This is a genomic window from Actinosynnema sp. NPDC059797, from assembly GCF_042732085.1.
GTDB lineage: Bacteria > Actinomycetota > Actinomycetes > Mycobacteriales > Pseudonocardiaceae > Actinosynnema.
Genome location: NZ_JBHWIE010000153.1, coordinates 1 through 17,004 on the forward strand (window position 1 = coordinate 1; position 17,004 = coordinate 17,004).

Sequence of the window (17,004 nt, forward strand, 5' to 3'; positions counted from 1 at the left end):
GTGCCACTCGCCGGGCAGGGTGCGGCGCGTCGCGCCGGGCAGGCGCTCGGCGACCCCGTCGGCCCACGCCCGCAGCCGGCCGTCGCTGCTCGCGCTGTCCAGGACCAGCGCGGGCGCGGTGACCGCGGCCAGGTCCGGGGGAGTGGCGGTGATCGCCAGGTCGTAGGCGGTGGTGTGGGCCAGGGCCTCCAGCACCGGCCAACCCGGCGACTGCCGCGCGCCCGCCACGAACTCCTCCGGCACGCCGCACGCCACCTGGAACCGGGCCACCGCGTCCCCGCGCCGACCGGCCGCGACCAGCGCCTCGATCTCCGGCCGCACGTCCGGCCCCTCGTCGGGCTCGAACGACAGCGGCGGCTCCAGCAGCGACAACGCCCGCAGCGGCACCCCCGCCGCCGCGGCGTGCAGCGCCAGGACCGCGCCCGAGGAGAAGCCGTGCGCGCACGCCGACCCGCCGGCCTCCGCCACGACCGCGGCCAGGTCCTCCACCTCGCGCCCGATCGCGTGGGGCGCGGTGTCGCCGCTCTCGCCCCGACCGCGCCGGTCGTAGGTGAACACCGTGAACGACCCGCTCAGCGCCTCCGCCAGCCCGGCCATCGGCCCGGACGCCCGGAAGCAGCACGCCCCGTCGACCAGCACCACCGCCGGACCCGTCCCCACCCGCGAGAACCCGATCCGCGTGCCGTCCGCCGAGATCACCGAACCCATGACCGCTCCCTCACGCGTCGCCGGGGGTCCGGAACCCTATCGCGGCAGCTTCACCACGGTCACGAAGAAGTCGTCGATCTGCCGCACGACCTCGATGAACCGGTCGAAGTCGACGGGCTTGGTGACGTAGGCGTTGGCGTGCAGGTTGTAGCTGCGCAGGATGTCCTCCTCCGCCTCCGACGTGGTCAGCACCACCACCGGGATCGTGCGCAGCGACTCGTCCGCCTTGATGTCCGCCAGCACCTCCCGCCCGTCCCGCTTCGGCAGGTTCAGGTCCAGCAGGATCAGGCCCGGCCGGGGCGCGTCGGCGTACGGGCCCTCGCGCCGCAGGAACTCCAGCGCCTCGATGCCGTCGCGCACCACGTGCAGCTGGTTGCGGATCTTGTGGTGCTCGAACGCCTCCTGGGTCATGAGGGCGTCGCCCGGGTCGTCCTCAACCAGCAGCACGTCGATCACGTTCAGCGGGTTGCTCATTGCTCGTCGTCCTCTACTGCCGGGAGGGTGAACTTGAAGGTCGTGCCGGTGTCCGCGGTGGTGTCGAGCCAGATGGTGCCGCCGTGGTACTCGATGATCTTCCGGCACATGGCCAACCCGATACCCGTGCCGGGGTAGTCGTCCTTGTGGTGCAAGCGCTGGAAGATCACGAAGATGCGCTCAGCGTACTCCGTGTCGATGCCGATGCCGTTGTCGCGCACGGTGAACGTCCAGAGGTCACCGGTTCGCTCGGCGCTGATCACCACGTGCGGCGGGTCCTCGCCGCGGAACTTGAGCGCGTTGCTGACCAGGTTGCCGAACACGCCGCTGAGCAGGGACTCCTCGCCGCGCACCGTCGGCAGCTCGCCCACCTCGACCGTCGCGCCGGTGCGCTCGATGACCTCGGAGTAGCTGTCCATCACCTGCTCGACCAGCGCCTCGCAGTCCACCAGGGTCTGCTCGCGGGTGATCCGGCCGACCCGGGAGAACGCCAGCAGGTCGTTGATCAGCACCTGCATCCGCTTCGCGCCGTCCACCGCGAACCGCAGGTACTGCTCGCCGCGCTCGTCGAGCTGGCCGGAGTAGCGGCGCTCCAGCAGCTGGCAGAAGCTCGCCACCTTGCGCAGCGGCTCCTGGAGGTCGTGCGAGGCCACGTACGCGAACTGCTCCAGCTCCGAGTTCGACCGCTGGAGGTCCTTGACGTCGGAGAGGATGCGCGTGCGCATGGTCTCCACGTCCTGGCCGAGCATCACGACCTCGCGCGGACCGCCCGCCCGCACCTCGTGCGCGAAGTCGCCCGACGACACCTCGCGCACGTCGGCCGCCAGCCCGGACAGCGGCGCGATCAGGATCCGGTACAGCACCACCGCGATCCCGCTGATGATCAGCACCAGCAGCGCGCCGAGGCCGACCAGCAGCCACACCACGTCGCGCGCGACGTCGTCCAGTTCCGCGCGGGCCGCGGCGGCGTCACCGTCGAGCTGCCCGACCACCCCGTTGATGGCCGACCGCAGCCGGTCGAACAGCTCCTTGCCCAGCAGGGACTCGGCGGGCTGCGACTCCGGGGTGCCGGTCGAGTCGACCGAGGCGATCAGCGGCCGGGCGTACTCCGACCGCCACTGCTCCGCCAGCGCGCTCACGCCGTCGATCTCGTCGGAGAGGTCGGGGCGCATCGGCACGACCAGCCGCTCGACCTCCTCGACCGCGTCCCGCTCGTCCACCAGGCCGGCCTCGAAGGGCTCCAGGAACTCCCGGTTCGCGCTGAGCAGGTACCCGCGCACGCCTGTTTCCTGGTTGATGACGGCGGTGTCGATCTCCAGCACGGCGTTGCGCGCCGGCGCGATCCGGTCCAGCAGCAGGTGGCGCGCGTCGGACAGGCCCGACAGGGCGACGGCCAGGCTGGCGATCGCGCCCGCGCTGACGATGATCAGGGTCGCCACGGCGACGACCAGCAGCCTCGACGCGGGCCAGCGGGTGCGGTAGTCCATCAGTCCTGTTCCGAGATCAGCATGACAGCCATGTCGTCGTCGAGTTCCCCGCCGTTCAGCTCCTTGACCCTGGAGATCAGGGTGTCGAGCAGCACATCCGGGTCGTCCACGTGGCCGATGTCGCCGCCGGTGACCTCGCCGATCAGCTCGATCAGCCGCTCCGAGCCGAGCCGCTCGGGGTCGCCGACCACGCGGCCCTCGACCAGGCCGTCGGTGTAGAGCAGCATCGACCAGCCGTGCGGCAGCGGGACGTCCAGGCCGCTCCACGTGCTGTCCGGCAGCACGCCCAGCGGCAGGCCCGCCCGGTCCCGGGGCAGCTCCACCACGCGGTCGCCGACCAGCAGCATCGGTTCGGGGTGCCCGGCCAGGTAGATCCGCGCCCACCGGCGGTCGGGGGAGATGGTCACCATGCACGCGGTGGTGAACAGGCCGGGCTGGTGGCGCTCGTGCTCCAGGATCTCGTGCAGCGTGCGCAGCACCCGCGACGGCTCCTGGTCGGCCAGCACCAGCGCCCGCCACGCGATGCGCAGGAACACGCCCAGCGCCGCCTCGTCCGGGCCGTGCCCGCACACGTCGCCGATGATCACCTGGAGCGTGCCGTCCGGCCTGCTGACCGCGTCGAAGAAGTCGCCGCCCAGCAGCATCCGGCTGCCGCCGGGGCGGTAGCGGAACCGCACGTCGGGCGCGTCGTCGTGCAGGATGAACGAGGGCAGCAGGCCGCGCTCCAGGCGCGTCTTCTCCGCCGCGAGCAGCTGCTCGTCGCGGAGCTGCCGCTGGGTCTCCTCGGCGTGCTTGCGGCCGACCGCGTAGCGGATGCCGCGGGCCAGACCCACGCCGTCGACCTGGCCCTTGACCAGGTAGTCCTCCGCGCCCGCGGCCACCGCGCGGGTGCCCTGGTGCTCGTCGTTCAGACCGGTGAGGACGATGATCGCGACCGGCGCGGGGTGCGCGAGCAGCCTGGTCAGCCCGTCCAGCCCGGTGGTGTCGGGCAGGCCGAGGTCGAGCAGGACGCAGTCCACCTTGGTCAGCAGCCCCTCGGCCTCGCGCAGGGTCCGCGCGCGGTGCAGCTCGACGTCGGCGTCCACCTCGTCCAGGAGGGCTTCGACCAGCACGGCGTCGCCCTCGTCGTCCTCGACGAGCAGCACGCTGATGCGGTCGACCGCGGTGCGCGGTGCGGGGAGCCCTGCCACGGGGGAGGAGATTAGTCGAAATCGATCAGCGCCGGGTGACGTGGTGCGGTGGGTCGCCGGAACGGGAGCGCCGGCCATGACCGAAGATCCCCGCGTGACGTTCTACCGGATGGCGGCGATGACCGCCCGGCTGCCCCGCCGTGGCCGGGGTTTCTGGTACTCGGTGGCCATCGACGTGCTGTGGCCGCTGGTCGTGCTGTTCGTGCCGATGCGGATGGGCGGCCGGGCCAACATCCCCCGACAGGGGCCCGTGCTGCTGGCCTCCAACCACCTGTCGTTCGCCGACCCGGTGACGCTGACCGCGTTCGCCCTGGCGTCCGGCCGGGTGCCGAGGTACCTGGCCAAGGCGAGCCTGTGGCGGGTGCCGGTCCTGGGGTGGGTGATGTCCTCGGGGCGGCACATCCCGGTGGACCGCGGCACGGCCCGCGCCGGGCGCGCCCTGGACGTCGCCCGGACGTCGCTGGAGGAGGGCGAGTGCGTGATCGTCTACCCGGAGGGGACGTTCACCTCCGACCCGGACGGCTGGCCGATGCGGGGCAAGAACGGCGTGGCGCGGGTCGCGCTGGCCACCCGCACACCCGTGGTGCCGGTGGCGCAGTGGGGCACGCGGGAGCTGCTGCCGCCCGGCCGCTTCCTGCCCCGCCCGTGGCGTCGGGTGTCGGTGGCGGCGGGCCCGGAGGTGGACCTGTCCGACCTGTACGGGCTGGAGCCGACCAAGGCCGTCCTGGACGAGGCCACCGCGCGGATCATGGGCGCGGTCACCGGGCTGCTGACCGGCATCCGGGAGCTGCCGCACCCGCGCGCACGGTGAGGCGGGTCAGGGCTTGGGCTCGGCCTTGCGGCGACCCGACCGCTCCCAGTTGAGGTACTGGCCCGCGACGGTGGACACGCTGGTGAGCAGCCACACCGCCACGCCCGCGTCGTCGGTGACGCCGATCAGCGGCAGCAGCTCGGGCAGCACGTCGATCGGCGAGACGAGGTAGACCAACGCGAACGCCCACGTGGCCAGGGTGGTGGTGGGCAGCCCGTAGGCCTTGCGCTGCCGGATCAGGCGGGGCAGGGCGCGGGCGCGCTGGACGACGTTGCCGACCGGCCGGGGCTCGCCGTCGCGCTCCCACCGCCGGCGGCGGCGCACCGCCCACAGCACGCCGGCCCCCACGCCCAGGGCGAGCAGGACGAGGCCCGCGACCACCGGGGGCAGCCCGACCAGGTCGGCGTCGCGCCACAGGAGCGTGCTCGCGCCCAGCAGGGTGAGCACCACGGCTACCAGGATCACGCCCCCATGGTAGGGCCGCGCGCCGGAAACTTCCGGTCTCCGGCCGGCCGCTCGCCGGCGGATCCACGAGCCGCGCGGCCCGCCGACCCCGAGGAGCTGCCCGCCGCGATCGCCGGCCCGGCGATCGCGCCGATCGCGGCGGAACGGCACGCCCGGCTGCGCGACACCGCGCCCGCCGGGGTGCCCGGGGTGGCCGAACTGCCCGGGCTGTCCGGTGTGGACGGTCGAACACCCCGGCGCGCCCGGTCCGCCGGTCGGTTCCGGCCCGGTCGAGGCGGTGCGCCGACCACCCCGGCGGGGTGAACCGGGCAGGGCCCGCCGCGCGGAACGCGGCGGGCCCCCGTCAGGCGCTGCGGCTCAGATGCCGCAGGAGGGCGCGGACCAGAAGCGGCTGCCCCGGTGGTCGAGGTGGGTGTGGTCGTTGTGGCCGGGGTAGCCCGGACCGAGGATGCCGTTGAAGCCGTGGTTGCGGGCCTGCTGCGCCAGGCGGCACAGGGAGTGCGAGCCCGCGCCCAGGTCGACGCCGTCGCCGTAGAGGTGCCGGGAGTCGGACGCGCCGCCCACCGCGTTGTTGCACGCCACGCTGCGGAAGCCGCTGGTCACCCGGATCGGCTGGTCGCCCAGCGCGTGCCGCATGGCCTGGAGCTTCCACATCGACACCAGCGCGTTGAACCGGGCCGTGGCCGCCGACACCCGACCGCCCGACCAGTCGGAGTTGCAGTTGTTCAGCTCGCCGTAGGTGAAGTTGACCGGCGTGCAGTCGTCGTCCTGGAGGGCGTAGATGCGCGAGTAGGTCGCGCTGCCCGCCACGCCGTCCGCGCCCAGGCCGTACGCCTGCTGGAAGCGGATCAGCGCCGACCTCGTCGCGGGTCCGAACTGGCCGTCGAGGCCGAGCACCGCGCCGCTGCCGGGGTAGCCGGCCAGGCGGATCTGCAACTGCCGGACGTCCTCACCGGACGCGCCCTGGGAGAGGGTTCGGTTCCACGTGTAGCAGCCGTCGGCTTGCGCCGTGCCGCCGCCGAGCACGAGCACGCCGGCGACCAGCGCCAACGAGGCGAGGTAGGACAGGAGTCGGGGCACAGGGTCCTCCAGACCGTTCGGGTGCAGGAGACCTGGAGCCTGGCGGATGCTGAAAACTTACGTCAATCTGTCCGGGATGTCCGAAGTTTTCACACATGGAGAACAGTTTGTGAACGAACGGATTCCCCCGGCGGCGGGAGGACGGCGGCACCTCGCCGCCACCGGATCACGCGGGCACGCTCCACGCGGGGGAGACGTCGTTGAACCCGGCCCAGTGGCGCACGTCGAAACCGGTCGGCCCGGTGCGCCCGCCCAGCGCGATCCGCCTGCCCCGCACGGCGGTCACGGTCTCGGCCGCCTGCCGGTCCAGCAGCGCGTCGACCTCGGTGTCCCGCAGGCCGTCGATCTCCTCCCAGAAGGTCAGCACCCGGTTGACGTACAGCGCCACCAGGTGGTCCCGGGCCGCCTCGAACCGGCCGCGCGCCACCGCCGCCACCGCGTCGGCCAGCACGTGCGGCCAGTCCTCGGTGGTCACCCGCAGCCCCCACGGCGCGACGCCCGCCGAAGCCGCCGACGGGAACAGCCGCCGCACGTCGTCCCGGTGCGCCTCCAGGTAGCGCGCCACCGACTCCGACACCCGCGACACCACCGCCGGGTCCTGCGGCGCCGCCGCGCCGTCCACCGCGGCCCGCGCCCCCGGCGCCGCGGGACCCGACGTGCGCACCGCGTCGGTCCGCAGCACGACGTGGAACAGCGAGTCCAGCACCTGCTGCGGCAACCGCAGGATCTTGGGGAACGGCGAGTTGTGCAGCTTGCGCCCCAGCGGCACCTCCACCACGCGCATGTGCTCGCGCAGCGCGTTGGCGGTCAACCACACGTCGATGCCGTACAGGTACGCGCTGTCCGGCCGGGGCCAGGTGCGCGCCCGTTCCAGGAACGCCCGGTTGAACGCGAACTCGCCGCCGATGGGCTGCTGCACGTGCACCCCGAACACGGCCGCGAGCAGCGGGCTGGCCAGGTGGTTGGTGGTGTTGGCCTCGAACCGGTTGCGGCGGTAGGCGGGCACGGCGAGCGTCGGCTCGTCGGAGTCCACGGCGTCGGCCAGCGCCGAGATCCACGCGGGTTCGGTGGACCGCACGTCCGCGTCGAGCAGGAGCAGCCGGTCCGCGTCGAGGTCGAGCGCCCGGTCCGCGATGGCGAACACGTTCGTGCCCTTGCCGGTGCCCTCGCCGCCGGAGCTGGCCACCACCTTCCGGCTGCGCAGCGGCGCCTCGGTGAAGCGCCGCACCGTGTCGTCGGTGCTGCCGTTCTCGGCGAGCACCACCACGTTCGCGCCGCCCGGGAAAGCGAGGTGCAGGCCGGCGTCGGCGGCCAGGGCCACCGCGCCGACCGTGCGCGCCTCGTCGCGGGCCGGGATCCCGACGACGGTCACTCCACTCCGGTTCGCCATAGGAGCGAATGCTTGGTGGCCCGCGTTACGGCGACACGGCGTCGAGGTAACAGATGCCCGGACGCGGGTGTGCCATCCGGTCCGAACTGGCCCTTCGCGAGTCAAACCCCCGTTCCGGGTGACAGCGGGGAACGGCCGCGCGACCGCCGGGTGGCGCGCGGGCGAACGACCGGCACGGGCGGTCCCGACACCGTTGTCGGGTGGCCCGGGGAGGGCGGCCGTTCAGCGGGGCCGCGCCCGGGGGCCGGTGCGGGCCAACGGCCGGCCGCCGTGCCCGCGCGTGCGCACCACGGGCGCGTGCGCGGGTATCGGCAGCGGTTGCGACTCCTGCTGCTGCCGGGGCAGCCGGGCGTCGAACCGCGCCGGCTCGTGGTGCTCCGACTCGTAGGGCTCCGGCGCCTGCCCCGCCGCGGTGGTCCGTCCCCCCGCGTGCGTCCGCTCGGTCGTCCGCTCGGGCGGCCCGACTCGGTCGGCCAGGCGTTCCGGCGGCGCCAGGTGCTGGGGCGCACGCCGCTGCGGCCCGCTCGCGGTCACCCGGTTCTGCCGCCACAGCTCCGTGGACAGCTTGATCATCGCCGTGGGCGCGTCCAGGCCGACCATCCCGACCAGGCGCCCGTCCTGGACGAAACCGGTGATGGTCCGGTGGTCCTTCCGGGACCCGGCCAGCGTCGTGGTGTCCTTGCCCAGCGCCGGGATGCCCGAGCCCTGGATCCGCATCCCGTACTGCTCGGTCCAGAACCGGGGGACCGGGGCGAACGGCCGCGAGTTCTCCCTGCCCGCCAACAGGTTCTCCGCGGCCGCCCGCCCCATCTCCACCGCGTTGAGCCAGTGCTCGACCCGACGCGGTTGTCCTCCGAACCGGAGGTTCGGCCACCGCGCGACGTCGCCCGCGGCCACCACGTCGGTCGCGCCGACCACGTGGCACGTGGGGTCGCACAGCACCCCGTCCTCCAGCACCAGACCCGACCCGCGCAGCCAGTGGACCGACGGGGAGGCGCCCACCGCGATCACCACGACCGCGGCGAAGAACACCTGCCCGTCGGACAGGTGGATCGCCACCCCGCCCGCCTGGCGCACCCAGTGCCGGATCTTCACGCCCATCGCCATCCGCACGCCCCGCGCGCGGTGCGCGGCGGTGACGGTCTCGGCGATGTCCTGGCCGACCGCGCTGCCCAGCAGCGTGGACGACCGGCTCACGATGGCCACGTCACGGCCCATCGCCTTCACCGACGCGGCCATCTCGCACCCGATCAGTCCGCCGCCGATGACCACGACCAGGCCCTGCGTGGAGTTGATCGCCTGCTTGATCGCGATCGCGTCGTCCACGGTGCGCAGCACGTGGATGCGCGGGTCCTGCCGGGGCGCGCCCGCGAGGTGCCGCGGCTCGACGCCGGTGGCGATGACCAGCCCGTCGTACTTCAGCTCCTCGCCGCCGGGCAGGCCGACCACGCGCCGGTCGGGCTCCAGGTGCGTGGCGAACGTGCCCAGCCGCCAGACCGCGTTCAGCTCGCGGCTGATGGTCAACCGCAGGTCCGCCGCCGTCAGCTCGCCGTTGATGGCCTCCTTGGACAGCGCGGGCCGGTGGTAGGGCAGGTGCCGCTCCGCGCTCACGATCACGATCTCGCCGCGGAAACCCAGCTCCCGCAACCGCTCGCCCGCGCGCAGGCCGGCCAGGCCGCCGCCCGCGATGACCACGCGTTCCTCGTTCCTCACCGCACACGCTCCCGCAGCTCGATCGCGCGCATCGGGCACGCGCGGGCGGCGGCCCGCGCCTTCGCGAACTGCTCGGGCGGCGGCCTGCGCTCGTAGCGCAGCCGCTCGTCGTCGACGAGCTGGAACAGCCCCGGCGCCTCGGCCTGGCAGATGCCGTAGCGGTGGCAGCGCTCGTTGTCGACGCTGATGTCGAGCGCGCTGCCACCCGCGCCGTCCGGCTCGGGCTCGAACCCGGGCTCCGGCTCCAGCATCCCCAGCTTCACCAGCACGTGCGGCGGCAGGAAGCGGGCGACGGCGATGGTGGCCGTGGGGATCAGGACGGTGAGGCCGGCCAGCCACAGCACCGAGAGGGTGCCGTTGGCGATCGCGCCGAACCAGGAGTGGACCACCCCGAGCGTGACGGCGGCGTAGGCGAGCTGGTGGCCGCGCAGCCACTTCCGGTAGTAGACCTTCTTGCGCAGGCCCGCGGTGAACGCGATGGCCAGCATCAGCTCCAGCGCCGCGATGCCCAGGGCGTGCCGGGCCGGGCCGCCGTTCGCGAAGGGCACCAGGAGCTGGAGGTGGGAGAACGCGCCGAGCCGCAGCAGGGTGAACGCGAACGCGTGCAGCGAGGCGAAGGCCAGGGCCAGCGTCGCCAGCACCATGTGGCTGTTGCGCAGGCCCTGCCTACCGGTGACCTTGTTGGCCCAGCCGGTCGCGATCAGCACGCCCCAGCACAGGGTCGCGCACATGAACACGTAGGCCAGGCGCGCCGAGACCTGCGCGACGTGGCGCACACCGGCGTCGTGGTCGCCGCCTGCCGCCTGGGCGACCAGCAGCGGAACCTGGGAGAGCACGGGACTTTACCTCCGAGATGGCGGGGGAGGACTCGCAGGCGGTCGGGGCGGGGACCCGCCCGGTCCGCCGTGCAGGAGTGGTCGCGGCGGCCGGGCGGGTCGAGGGGTTCGGAAGATCTCCGTGATGGGTTCGAGCCGTGGTGTCGGTTCGTCCGGCCACCACCTCCTTTCACCTGACGTCGCCGCGGGGCCGCAGCAGGCGCAGGACTCCGATGGTCACCACCACGCCCACCAGGCAGATGAGGAGCACGACGAGGGGGCTGGGGCCGTTCGCGGGCGCCACGCGGGCGGCGCGCACCGGGTCCGCGGCGACCGCGGCCTGGTTCACCTGGTTCACCGCGCCCGCGGGCACCGGCTTGGACAGGCCCATGTCGGTGACCGCGTTGGTGCTCTCCAGCAGCGTCATGTGCTTGAGCACGATCTGGTTGCAGATCTGGGCGAACTGCCGGATGGCCTCGTTGCGGGTGTTCGCCCGCACCGTGCCGATGACCGGGAAGATCGAGCCGTGGGCGGCGCGCAGGCGGTTGGCGAACGAGTCGTCGAACGCGGCGCCGGTGCGCGAGCGCATCTCCGCCATCCACGACTGCTGGTCGGCGTTGGCCTCGGCGGGCAGCTCCACGCCCATCTGGGACGCCAGCCGCACCACCCGCTCGTCCAGGAACTCGTGGTCGCTCGCCAGTTGCTGCCCGACCTCCTTGACGCGCCGGCTGGCCGCGCGGGTCTGCGCCTCCTCGCCCATGGGCATCTCCCACAGGCCCGCCAGCCGCACCTTGACCAGCAGGTCCTCGTCCAGCGCGGTGATCGGGCCTAGCGGGGTCTGCTGCACCGGGCCGGCGTCCGCCGGGTCGTCGGCGTGCGCGACACCGGTCGACGCGGGCAGGAACAGCAGGTGCAGGGCCAACGCGATCGCCGTGAAACGCTTGGCTGACATGGGTCTTCTCGTCCTGGTCGCCGTCGTGGTCGTGTCGTGGTCGTCTAGTAACCGTCACCCGTGCCCGTGCCGGGGTTCGTGCCCGTGCCCGTGCCGGGGTCCGTCTCCGCGTCGCCTGCCGCGGCGCCGTCGTTCGCCTGCGCCTTCTTGCCCTCCGGCGTCACCGCGAACCACGTGCCGTTCCTGCCCTGACCGGTCAGGTCGCCCGCCTTCTTGTCACCCGCGTACCGGTAGAGGGGCCACCCGGCGAGCGTGACCTGCTTCCGGCCGTCGGCCCGGTCCACCGAACCGACCAGCGTCGGGTCCACCCCCGAGGTCATCGTGTGCTCCCCGACCAGCACCGGGGGCCACAGCTCCAGGCACGCCGCGTCGCAATTGGACTTCGACGGTTTCGCCGTGTCCTTGTCGAAGCGGTAGAGGGCGAAGCCACCCGCGTCCGCCACGAACCACCCGACCTGCCTGGACTCGGTCGCCAACAGCAGCTGGTGCGGCTCCTTGCTGAATTCCGGGTTCTGCTGGAGAGTCGTCGTGCCGGAGTCGGCGGCAGCCGCGCCGTCCTGGCTGCCCGCGGTGCCGGTCCCGGTCGTGCCACAGGCACTGACCAGCACCGACGCCGCGGCTGCCGGAACCAGCAGCAACGCCTTTCGGGTACGTCGACCGCGCATCGTTGGTCCTTTCTCCTGCCGGCGGGGTCCGCCGGAAGGCCCAAGGACCGGGTGGTCGGGTCCTGGCCGTTGAGGCGGATACCGGGAAGTACGGACACGATGCGGTGACGGTTCACGAACAAATCGACCACTTTTTTTGAGGCCAAACCCTCGACGCGGAACCACTCGGCGCGCTTGGATGCACGGCGTGGCGCGGCACAGACGCAGCACTTCCCCCCAAAGAGAACGCACCTGGCCGGACGTGAGCCCGGAAGACGAGCTGATCCGCAGGCTCTACCAGGAGTTCGGCAGCGCGCTGCTCGGACATGCCATGAGACTGACCGGCAGCGACCGGCAGTGGGCCGAGGACATCGTCCAGGAGACGCTCGTGCGGGCGTGGCGGAACGCCGAGAAGCTGGAGCGGGACCCGGTCCTGCTGCGCTCGTGGCTGTTCACCGTCGCCCGGCGACTGGTCATCGACGACCGTCGGAAGCGGAGCGTCAGACCGCAGGAGTCGGAGTTGACGCCGTCGGACGAAGCCCCGGTGCGGGATGAAGCCGACCGCACCCTGGCGGCGATAGTCGTAGCCGAAGCGATGAACGGACTGACCGAGGAACACCGGGAGGCTATTCTCGAGACGTACTTGAGGGACCGGACCGTCGGGGAGGCCGCAGCGGTGCTCGGGGTACCGCCCGGCACGGTCAAATCCAGGGTGTACTACGCGCTGCGCGCCCTGCGGCGGGCGTTGCAGGATCGGGGCTGACTCGCGTGACATCGCCTACGAACCACATCGACGTGGCGGCGTACGTCCTCGGGGTGCTGGACGAGGACGAGGTCGACGCCTTCGAGAACCACCTGGCCCAGTGCCGCCGATGTGCGCTCGACCTGCGTGATTTCGCCGAGCTGCCCGACCTGCTCGACGAGGCGAACGCCAACGGCCTGCTGCGCGCCGGCACGGGGGAGCGGCCCGACGGCCGCTCGGTGCGCGCCATGCTGGACAACGTCTCGGACCTCCGGGCGCGCAAGCGCCGCAACACGGCACTGCTGGCCGCCGCCGCGGCCGTGCTGCTGGTCGCGCTGACCGCGGTCGTCTCCGTCTACGCGGTCGCGCCGTCGGACCAGGCGGCCGCCCCCACCACGTCGGTGCCGGCGCAGACCAACGTGGCCAAGGGCGCGCCGGACGCCTCCGGCAGGCTCTCCAGGACCGACGGCACGACCGGCGTGACCGCGGACCTGGTCGCCACCCCGCAACCGTGGGGCATGTCGCTGGAACTGGACGTCAAGGGCGCCAAGGGCCCGACGAGGTGCGAGCTGGTCGCCAAGTCCAAGACCGGCGAAACCCTGGTCCTGGGCTCCTGGCTGGCGTCGTCCCCGACCCCCGACCGCGACCCGGCCCACCTCCAAGCGGCGGTGGGCCTGAGCTGGCACGAGATCACCGAGTTCGCGATCCGCGACACCAAGGACAACACCACCCTGGTCCGCCTACCCACCTCCTGACCCCACACCCACGCGTCCCGAACGCACAACTCACCCGACCTGAACGTACGACTCGCGACACCTGACCGGACGACACGCCGGTGAAAGCCCTTTCCCACCCGCGTGTCCTCCGGTCAGGCACCACGTGTCCTCCACCCATACACCGCGAGTCGTACGTTCAGGATCCGCGAGTCGTACGTTCGGGACCCGCGTGTCATGCGTTCGGGACCCGCGTGTCATGCGTTCCGGACCCGCGTGTCATGCGTTCGGGACCCCCGAGTTCGGCGTTCGGGGCGCACCAGCGTTCAAGACCGGTGGGGCGGGCGGTGGTTGGGTGGCGCGGGAGGCGGCGTCGGTGGCGTCGTGACGGGTGGATCGGGAGGTCGCGGTGGAGGTCGGTTTCGTCGGGCTCGGGATCATGGGTCAGCCGATGGCCCTCAACCTGGCGCGTGCCGGGCAGCCCCTGGTGGTGTGGAACCGGTCGCCGCACCGGTGCGAGCCGCTGCGCGAGGCGGGCGCGCTGGTCGTGGACGAGGTGGCGGAGGTCTTCGAGCGGGCCGAGGTGGTCATCGTGATGCTCGCGAACGAGACCGCGATCGACGCCGTCCTGGAACGCGGCACCGCCGGTTTCGCCCGCAAGGTCGCCGGCCGCACGCTCGTGCACATGGGCACCACCTCGCCCGGCTTCTCCCACGCCCTCGAAGCCGACGTCCGGGCGGCGGGCGGCCACTACGTCGAGGCGCCGGTGTCCGGGTCGCGCGGCCCGGCCGAGGCGGGTGAGCTGGTCGCCATGCTGGCCGGCGAGCCCGAGGCCGTCGCGCGGGTGCGGGAGGTCGTCGGGCCGATGTGCTCGAACGTCGTCGAGTGCGGCGAGGCGCCCAAGGCCCTGCTGATGAAGCTGTCGGTGAACCTGTTCCTCATCACCATGACCACCGGCCTGGTCGAGTCGTTCCACTTCGCCGAGCGCCACCACCTCGACCTGACCAAGCTGGTCGAGGTGCTGGACTCGGGTCCGATGTCGAGCAAGGTGTCCCGCGCCAAGACCGCCAAGCTGCTGGCCGGTGACTTCGAGGCGCAGGCCGCGATCGCCGACGTGCTGATGAACAACCGCCTGATCGCCGGCGCGGCCCGTGCCGCCGACATCGCCTCGCCGCTGCTGGACGTGTGCCTGGAGCTGTTCGCCCGCACCCAGGAGCTGGGGTACGGCAAGGAGGACATGGCCGCCGTCGTCCGGGCGGTCAGGGACCGCACGGATGCGATCAGGGGAGCCGGGCGGGCGTGAGCGGGGAGCCGGGCGGGTGTGAGCGGGGGAGCCCGGCGGGTGTGAGCAGGCGGGCGGAGCGGGGAGCGGGCGGGCGTGAGCGGGCGAGGGGAGCGGGCGGGGCGGGGAGGGGTGAGGCCGGTTGGTTCAGATGCGTCGCAGGCCGGCCAGGACCCGTTCCATCAGGTCCATCGACGGCCTGCCCTCGGCGTCGACCGGCTCGCCCTGGTGCACGGTGATCAGGCTCAGCTCGGACATGTCCGCGAGCAGCACCCGCGCCACGCCGAGCGGCAGCCGCAGCCGCGCCGCCACCTCCGCCACCGAGTGCGGGTGGCGGCACAGGTCGCTGATGGCGCGGTGCTCGGCGGTCGACGTCAGGGCGTCCCGGTCCACGCGCTCGTTGGTGGACACGATCGTTTCGATGGCCAGCGTCCGGGCGGAACGCGTGCGGCCGCCGGTCCTGGTGTAGGGGCGTACCCGGAGGGTGGACACACCAGCTCCTCGACGCGGTCGGAGTTGATCTTCGCTCGCCTGTGGTCAGGGTCTCTCTGACGGCACCCGACCCTACGGTTGATCAGGCGTTCTGTCCCGATTTTCCCAGTATGTGGGAGGATTTCCACTGGTCTGCGACGGTGTGTGTCCGACCGTTTTCAACGGGTGTCTGAACCTCTCGGTAGTCATCCCATCATCGAACGGTCGACGCGCGTTCACCCCCGGTTCGCCCGGGACCGGGGCCCCGGGCGTCGACGGGACTAACCGATGGGGGTCGGGTTCGCGATCACGTGCCGACGTTAGGCACGGTGGAGCGCTCCCACAACGGTTGTTGACCAAGGTTTGAGGTTCGTCCACCCGCTGGTTGTCGGCACCCCCGGCAACCCCCGGCACCCCCGGAACGGGCGACCACCGCCCGCGCCTACCCCTCGGCGCCCAGCTTCAGCGCCTCCTCCAGGAAGGCTTCGACGATCTTGGACTCGGGGACGGTGCGCACGACCCGGCCGCGCACGAAGATCTGGCCCTTGCCGTTGCCGGAGGAGACGCCCAGGTCGGCTTCGCGGGCTTCGCCCGGCCCGTTGACCACGCAGCCCATGACGGCGGCGCGGAGAGCGAGACGCGGATGGTGTCGCCGATGCCCTCCGACAGCAGCACGCCGAAGGCGACGGAGGACTTGACGGTGCCCTGGAGCAGCGGTCCCGCTTCGGTGACGCCCAGGTGCAGCGGGTAGTCGCAGGCGCGGGCCAGCTGCCGGTAGGCGGAGATCACGACCAGCGGGTCGTGGTGCTTGACGGAGACCTTCAGGTCGGTGAAGCCGTGCTCCTCGAACAGGGAGCACTCCCAGAGGGCGGAGTCGACCAGGGCCTCGGGCGTGGCGCCGCCGTGCTTGTCGTAGAGCCGCTGGTCCAGGGACCCCGCGTTGACGCCGATGCGGATGGGGGTGCCCGCGTCGGCGGCGGCGCGGGCGATCTCGCCGACCCGGTCGTCGAACCTGCGGATGTTGCCGGGGTTGACGCGCACGGCGGCGCAGCCCGCGTCGATGGCGGCGAAGACGTAGCGGGGCTGGAAGTGGATGTCGGCGACGACCGGGATCGGCGACTTGCGCGCGATGGCGGGCAGGGCGTCGGCGTCGTCCTGGGAGGGCACGGCCACGCGGACGATCTCGCACCCGGCGGCGGTCAGCTCCGCGATCTGGCGCAGGGTGGCCTCCACGTCGGCCGTGGGGGTGGTGGTCATGGACTGCACGGTCACCGGGGCGTCGCCGCCGACCGCGACACCGCCGACGTCGAGCTTGCGGGACGCCCTGCGCCGCCGCGCGGGCGGTGCGAGCAGGAGGGTGGTCAACGGTGCTCCCCGAGTCGTTTGAGGACGGTGGTGGTGATGCCGGCCGCGTCGAGGCCGTGCGCGCGCAGGACCTCCTCGCGCGAGCCGTGCGGCAGGAACGCCGACGGCAGCGCGAAGGTGCCGACGCGGGTCGCCGAACCCGCCACGGCGGGCGCCTGCGCCAGCCGCCCGCCGAGGGCGCCGGGCGTGGTGGTGTCCTCGACCGCCAGCACGAGCCGGTGCCCGGCGACGAGCTTGACCAGGTCCGGGTCCAGCGGCGCGATCCAGCGGGGGTCGACCACGGTGACCGGCACGCCGTGCCCGGCCAGCTCCTCGGCGGCGGCCAGGCACGGCCCGGCCATCGGGCCGACCGCGATGATCAGGCCCACCGCGTCGGGCTCCTCGCGCAGCACGTCGTAGCGGCCGACCCGGCGCAGCGCCGGGATGCCCGCCGACACCCCGGCCTTGGGGTAGCGGACGGCGGTGGGCCCGTCCTCCACGGCGACGGCCTCGCGCAGCAGCTCCCGCAGCGAGGTGCAGTCCCGGGGCGCGGCCAGGCGCAGGCCGGGCACGACCGGCAGCACCGACGCGTCCCACATGCCGTGGTGGCTGGCGCCGTCGGGCCCGGTGACCCCGGCGCGGTCGAGCACGAACGTCACGGGCAGCCGGTGCAGGGCCACGTCCAGCAGCACCTGGTCGAACGCGCGGGACAGGAAGGTGGGG

18 protein-coding genes and 1 pseudogene are annotated in these 17,004 nt (G+C 72.9%); 5 read left to right on the top strand and 14 right to left on the bottom strand.

Going from position 1 to position 17,004, the window contains the following annotated elements:
- From ACFV4N_RS27055 to ACFV4N_RS27070, 4 genes are all read right to left on the bottom strand, one after another.
- Positions 1–708 (bottom strand): alpha/beta fold hydrolase (locus ACFV4N_RS27055; protein ID WP_499675410.1); only part of this gene is annotated, 708 nt, incomplete at its 3' end.
- Between the two features lie 36 nt (positions 709–744).
- On the bottom strand, positions 745–1,182 hold the full coding sequence (locus ACFV4N_RS27060; RefSeq protein ID WP_499675411.1) for a response regulator: 438 nt from the start codon (positions 1,180–1,182) through the stop codon (positions 745–747).
- Positions 1,179–2,669, bottom strand: coding sequence for a sensor histidine kinase (locus tag ACFV4N_RS27065; protein WP_499675412.1), 1,491 nt, complete (start codon positions 2,667–2,669; stop codon positions 1,179–1,181). Before ACFV4N_RS27065 ends, ACFV4N_RS27060 begins: the two co-directional genes overlap by 4 nt.
- Positions 2,669–3,859 carry a PP2C family protein-serine/threonine phosphatase gene (locus ACFV4N_RS27070; protein WP_499675413.1) on the bottom strand — a complete coding sequence of 397 codons (1,191 nt, stop codon included), beginning with the start codon at positions 3,857–3,859 and terminating at the stop codon, positions 2,669–2,671. Before ACFV4N_RS27070 ends, ACFV4N_RS27065 begins: the two co-directional genes overlap by 1 nt.
- A 76-nt stretch (positions 3,860–3,935) precedes the next feature.
- Between ACFV4N_RS27070 and ACFV4N_RS27075 the strand changes: the two genes are divergently transcribed.
- Positions 3,936–4,670 (top strand): lysophospholipid acyltransferase family protein, encoded by a 735-nt coding sequence (locus ACFV4N_RS27075; RefSeq protein WP_499675414.1) that lies wholly within the window; start codon positions 3,936–3,938, stop codon positions 4,668–4,670.
- A 6-nt stretch (positions 4,671–4,676) separates the two neighbouring features.
- Here the strand turns inward: ACFV4N_RS27075 and ACFV4N_RS27080 are convergent, their stop codons facing one another.
- On the bottom strand, positions 4,677–5,135 hold the full coding sequence (locus tag ACFV4N_RS27080; RefSeq protein WP_499675415.1) for a YkvA family protein: 459 nt from the start codon (positions 5,133–5,135) through the stop codon (positions 4,677–4,679).
- A gap of 6 nt (positions 5,136–5,141) precedes the next feature.
- On the opposite strand from ACFV4N_RS27080, the gene ACFV4N_RS27085 reads away from it, so the two are divergent.
- Entirely contained in the window at positions 5,142–5,438 is a 297-nt protein-coding gene (locus ACFV4N_RS27085) for a hypothetical protein (protein WP_499675416.1), read from the top strand.
- Positions 5,439–5,492: 54 nt separating this feature from the next.
- Here ACFV4N_RS27085 and ACFV4N_RS27090 read toward each other — a convergent pair whose 3' ends face one another.
- The 6 genes from ACFV4N_RS27090 to ACFV4N_RS27115 all read right to left on the bottom strand — a co-directional run bounded on the left by ACFV4N_RS27090 (position 5,493) and on the right by ACFV4N_RS27115 (position 11,723).
- Entirely contained in the window at positions 5,493–6,185 is a 693-nt protein-coding gene (locus tag ACFV4N_RS27090; protein ID WP_499675426.1) for a D-Ala-D-Ala carboxypeptidase family metallohydrolase, read from the bottom strand.
- Between the two features lie 196 nt (positions 6,186–6,381).
- Positions 6,382–7,587 carry a family 2 glycosyl transferase gene (locus tag ACFV4N_RS27095; protein WP_499675417.1) on the bottom strand — a complete coding sequence of 402 codons (1,206 nt, stop codon included), beginning with the start codon at positions 7,585–7,587 and terminating at the stop codon, positions 6,382–6,384.
- Positions 7,588–7,827: 240 nt separating this feature from the next.
- Positions 7,828–9,318, bottom strand: a complete 1,491-nt coding sequence (locus ACFV4N_RS27100; RefSeq protein ID WP_499675418.1) for an NAD(P)/FAD-dependent oxidoreductase — start codon at positions 9,316–9,318, stop codon at positions 7,828–7,830.
- Entirely contained in the window at positions 9,315–10,154 is an 840-nt protein-coding gene (locus ACFV4N_RS27105) for a ferredoxin (RefSeq protein WP_499675419.1), read from the bottom strand. The genes ACFV4N_RS27100 and ACFV4N_RS27105 overlap by 4 nt, the downstream gene beginning before the upstream one ends.
- Before the next feature lie 169 nt (positions 10,155–10,323).
- A complete protein-coding gene (locus ACFV4N_RS27110) occupies positions 10,324–11,085 on the bottom strand; it encodes a DUF4142 domain-containing protein (protein ID WP_499675420.1) in 762 nt (253 codons plus the stop codon).
- 44 nt (positions 11,086–11,129) lie between these two features.
- On the bottom strand, positions 11,130–11,723 hold the full coding sequence (locus ACFV4N_RS27115; RefSeq protein ID WP_499675421.1) for a hypothetical protein: 594 nt from the start codon (positions 11,721–11,723) through the stop codon (positions 11,130–11,132).
- A 205-nt stretch (positions 11,724–11,928) separates the two neighbouring features.
- Here ACFV4N_RS27115 and ACFV4N_RS27120 point away from each other — a divergent pair, with 205 nt between their 5' ends.
- The 3 genes from ACFV4N_RS27120 (at position 11,929) to ACFV4N_RS27130 (ending at position 14,487) form a co-directional block, all read left to right on the top strand.
- On the top strand, positions 11,929–12,492 hold the full coding sequence (locus ACFV4N_RS27120) for a sigma-70 family RNA polymerase sigma factor (protein WP_084717009.1): 564 nt from the start codon (positions 11,929–11,931) through the stop codon (positions 12,490–12,492).
- Positions 12,493–12,497: 5 nt separating this feature from the next.
- The gene (locus ACFV4N_RS27125) at positions 12,498–13,226 is read left to right on the top strand and encodes an anti-sigma factor family protein (RefSeq protein WP_499675422.1); all 729 of its coding nucleotides are present in this window, start codon (positions 12,498–12,500) and stop codon (positions 13,224–13,226) included.
- 349 nt (positions 13,227–13,575) lie between these two features.
- Complete coding sequence (locus ACFV4N_RS27130) at positions 13,576–14,487, top strand: NAD(P)-dependent oxidoreductase (RefSeq protein ID WP_499675423.1); 912 nt, start codon at positions 13,576–13,578, stop codon at positions 14,485–14,487.
- Positions 14,488–14,613: 126 nt separating this feature from the next.
- On the opposite strand, the gene ACFV4N_RS27135 is transcribed toward ACFV4N_RS27130, so the two are convergent.
- From ACFV4N_RS27135 to ACFV4N_RS27145, 3 genes and pseudogenes are all read right to left on the bottom strand, one after another.
- Positions 14,614–14,958 (bottom strand): DUF742 domain-containing protein, encoded by a 345-nt coding sequence (locus tag ACFV4N_RS27135; protein WP_499675424.1) that lies wholly within the window; start codon positions 14,956–14,958, stop codon positions 14,614–14,616.
- Between the two features lie 421 nt (positions 14,959–15,379).
- A pseudogene (gene ispG / locus ACFV4N_RS27140) lies at positions 15,380–16,302 on the bottom strand (flavodoxin-dependent (E)-4-hydroxy-3-methylbut-2-enyl-diphosphate synthase).
- A partial coding sequence (locus ACFV4N_RS27145; protein WP_499675425.1) for a transketolase C-terminal domain-containing protein occupies positions 16,299–17,004 on the bottom strand: 706 nt, incomplete at its 5' end. The gene ACFV4N_RS27145 and the pseudogene ispG, both read right to left, overlap by 4 nt.

What these genes read in the sequence shown, in the direction of transcription:
- ACFV4N_RS27060 (WP_499675411.1), bottom strand. Translation starts at nt 1,182, where the DNA reads ATGAGCAACCCGCTGAACGTGATCGACGTGCTGCTGGTTGAGGACGAC.
- ACFV4N_RS27065 (WP_499675412.1), bottom strand. Translation starts at nt 2,669, where the DNA reads ATGGACTACCGCACCCGCTGGCCCGCGTCGAGGCTGCTGGTCGTCGCC.
- ACFV4N_RS27075 (WP_499675414.1), top strand. Translation starts at nt 3,936, where the DNA reads ATGACCGAAGATCCCCGCGTGACGTTCTACCGGATGGCGGCGATGACC.
- ACFV4N_RS27085 (WP_499675416.1), top strand. Translation starts at nt 5,142, where the DNA reads ATGGTAGGGCCGCGCGCCGGAAACTTCCGGTCTCCGGCCGGCCGCTCG.
- ACFV4N_RS27110 (WP_499675420.1), bottom strand. Translation starts at nt 11,085, where the DNA reads ATGTCAGCCAAGCGTTTCACGGCGATCGCGTTGGCCCTGCACCTGCTG.
- ACFV4N_RS27120 (WP_084717009.1), top strand. Translation starts at nt 11,929, where the DNA reads ATGCACGGCGTGGCGCGGCACAGACGCAGCACTTCCCCCCAAAGAGAA.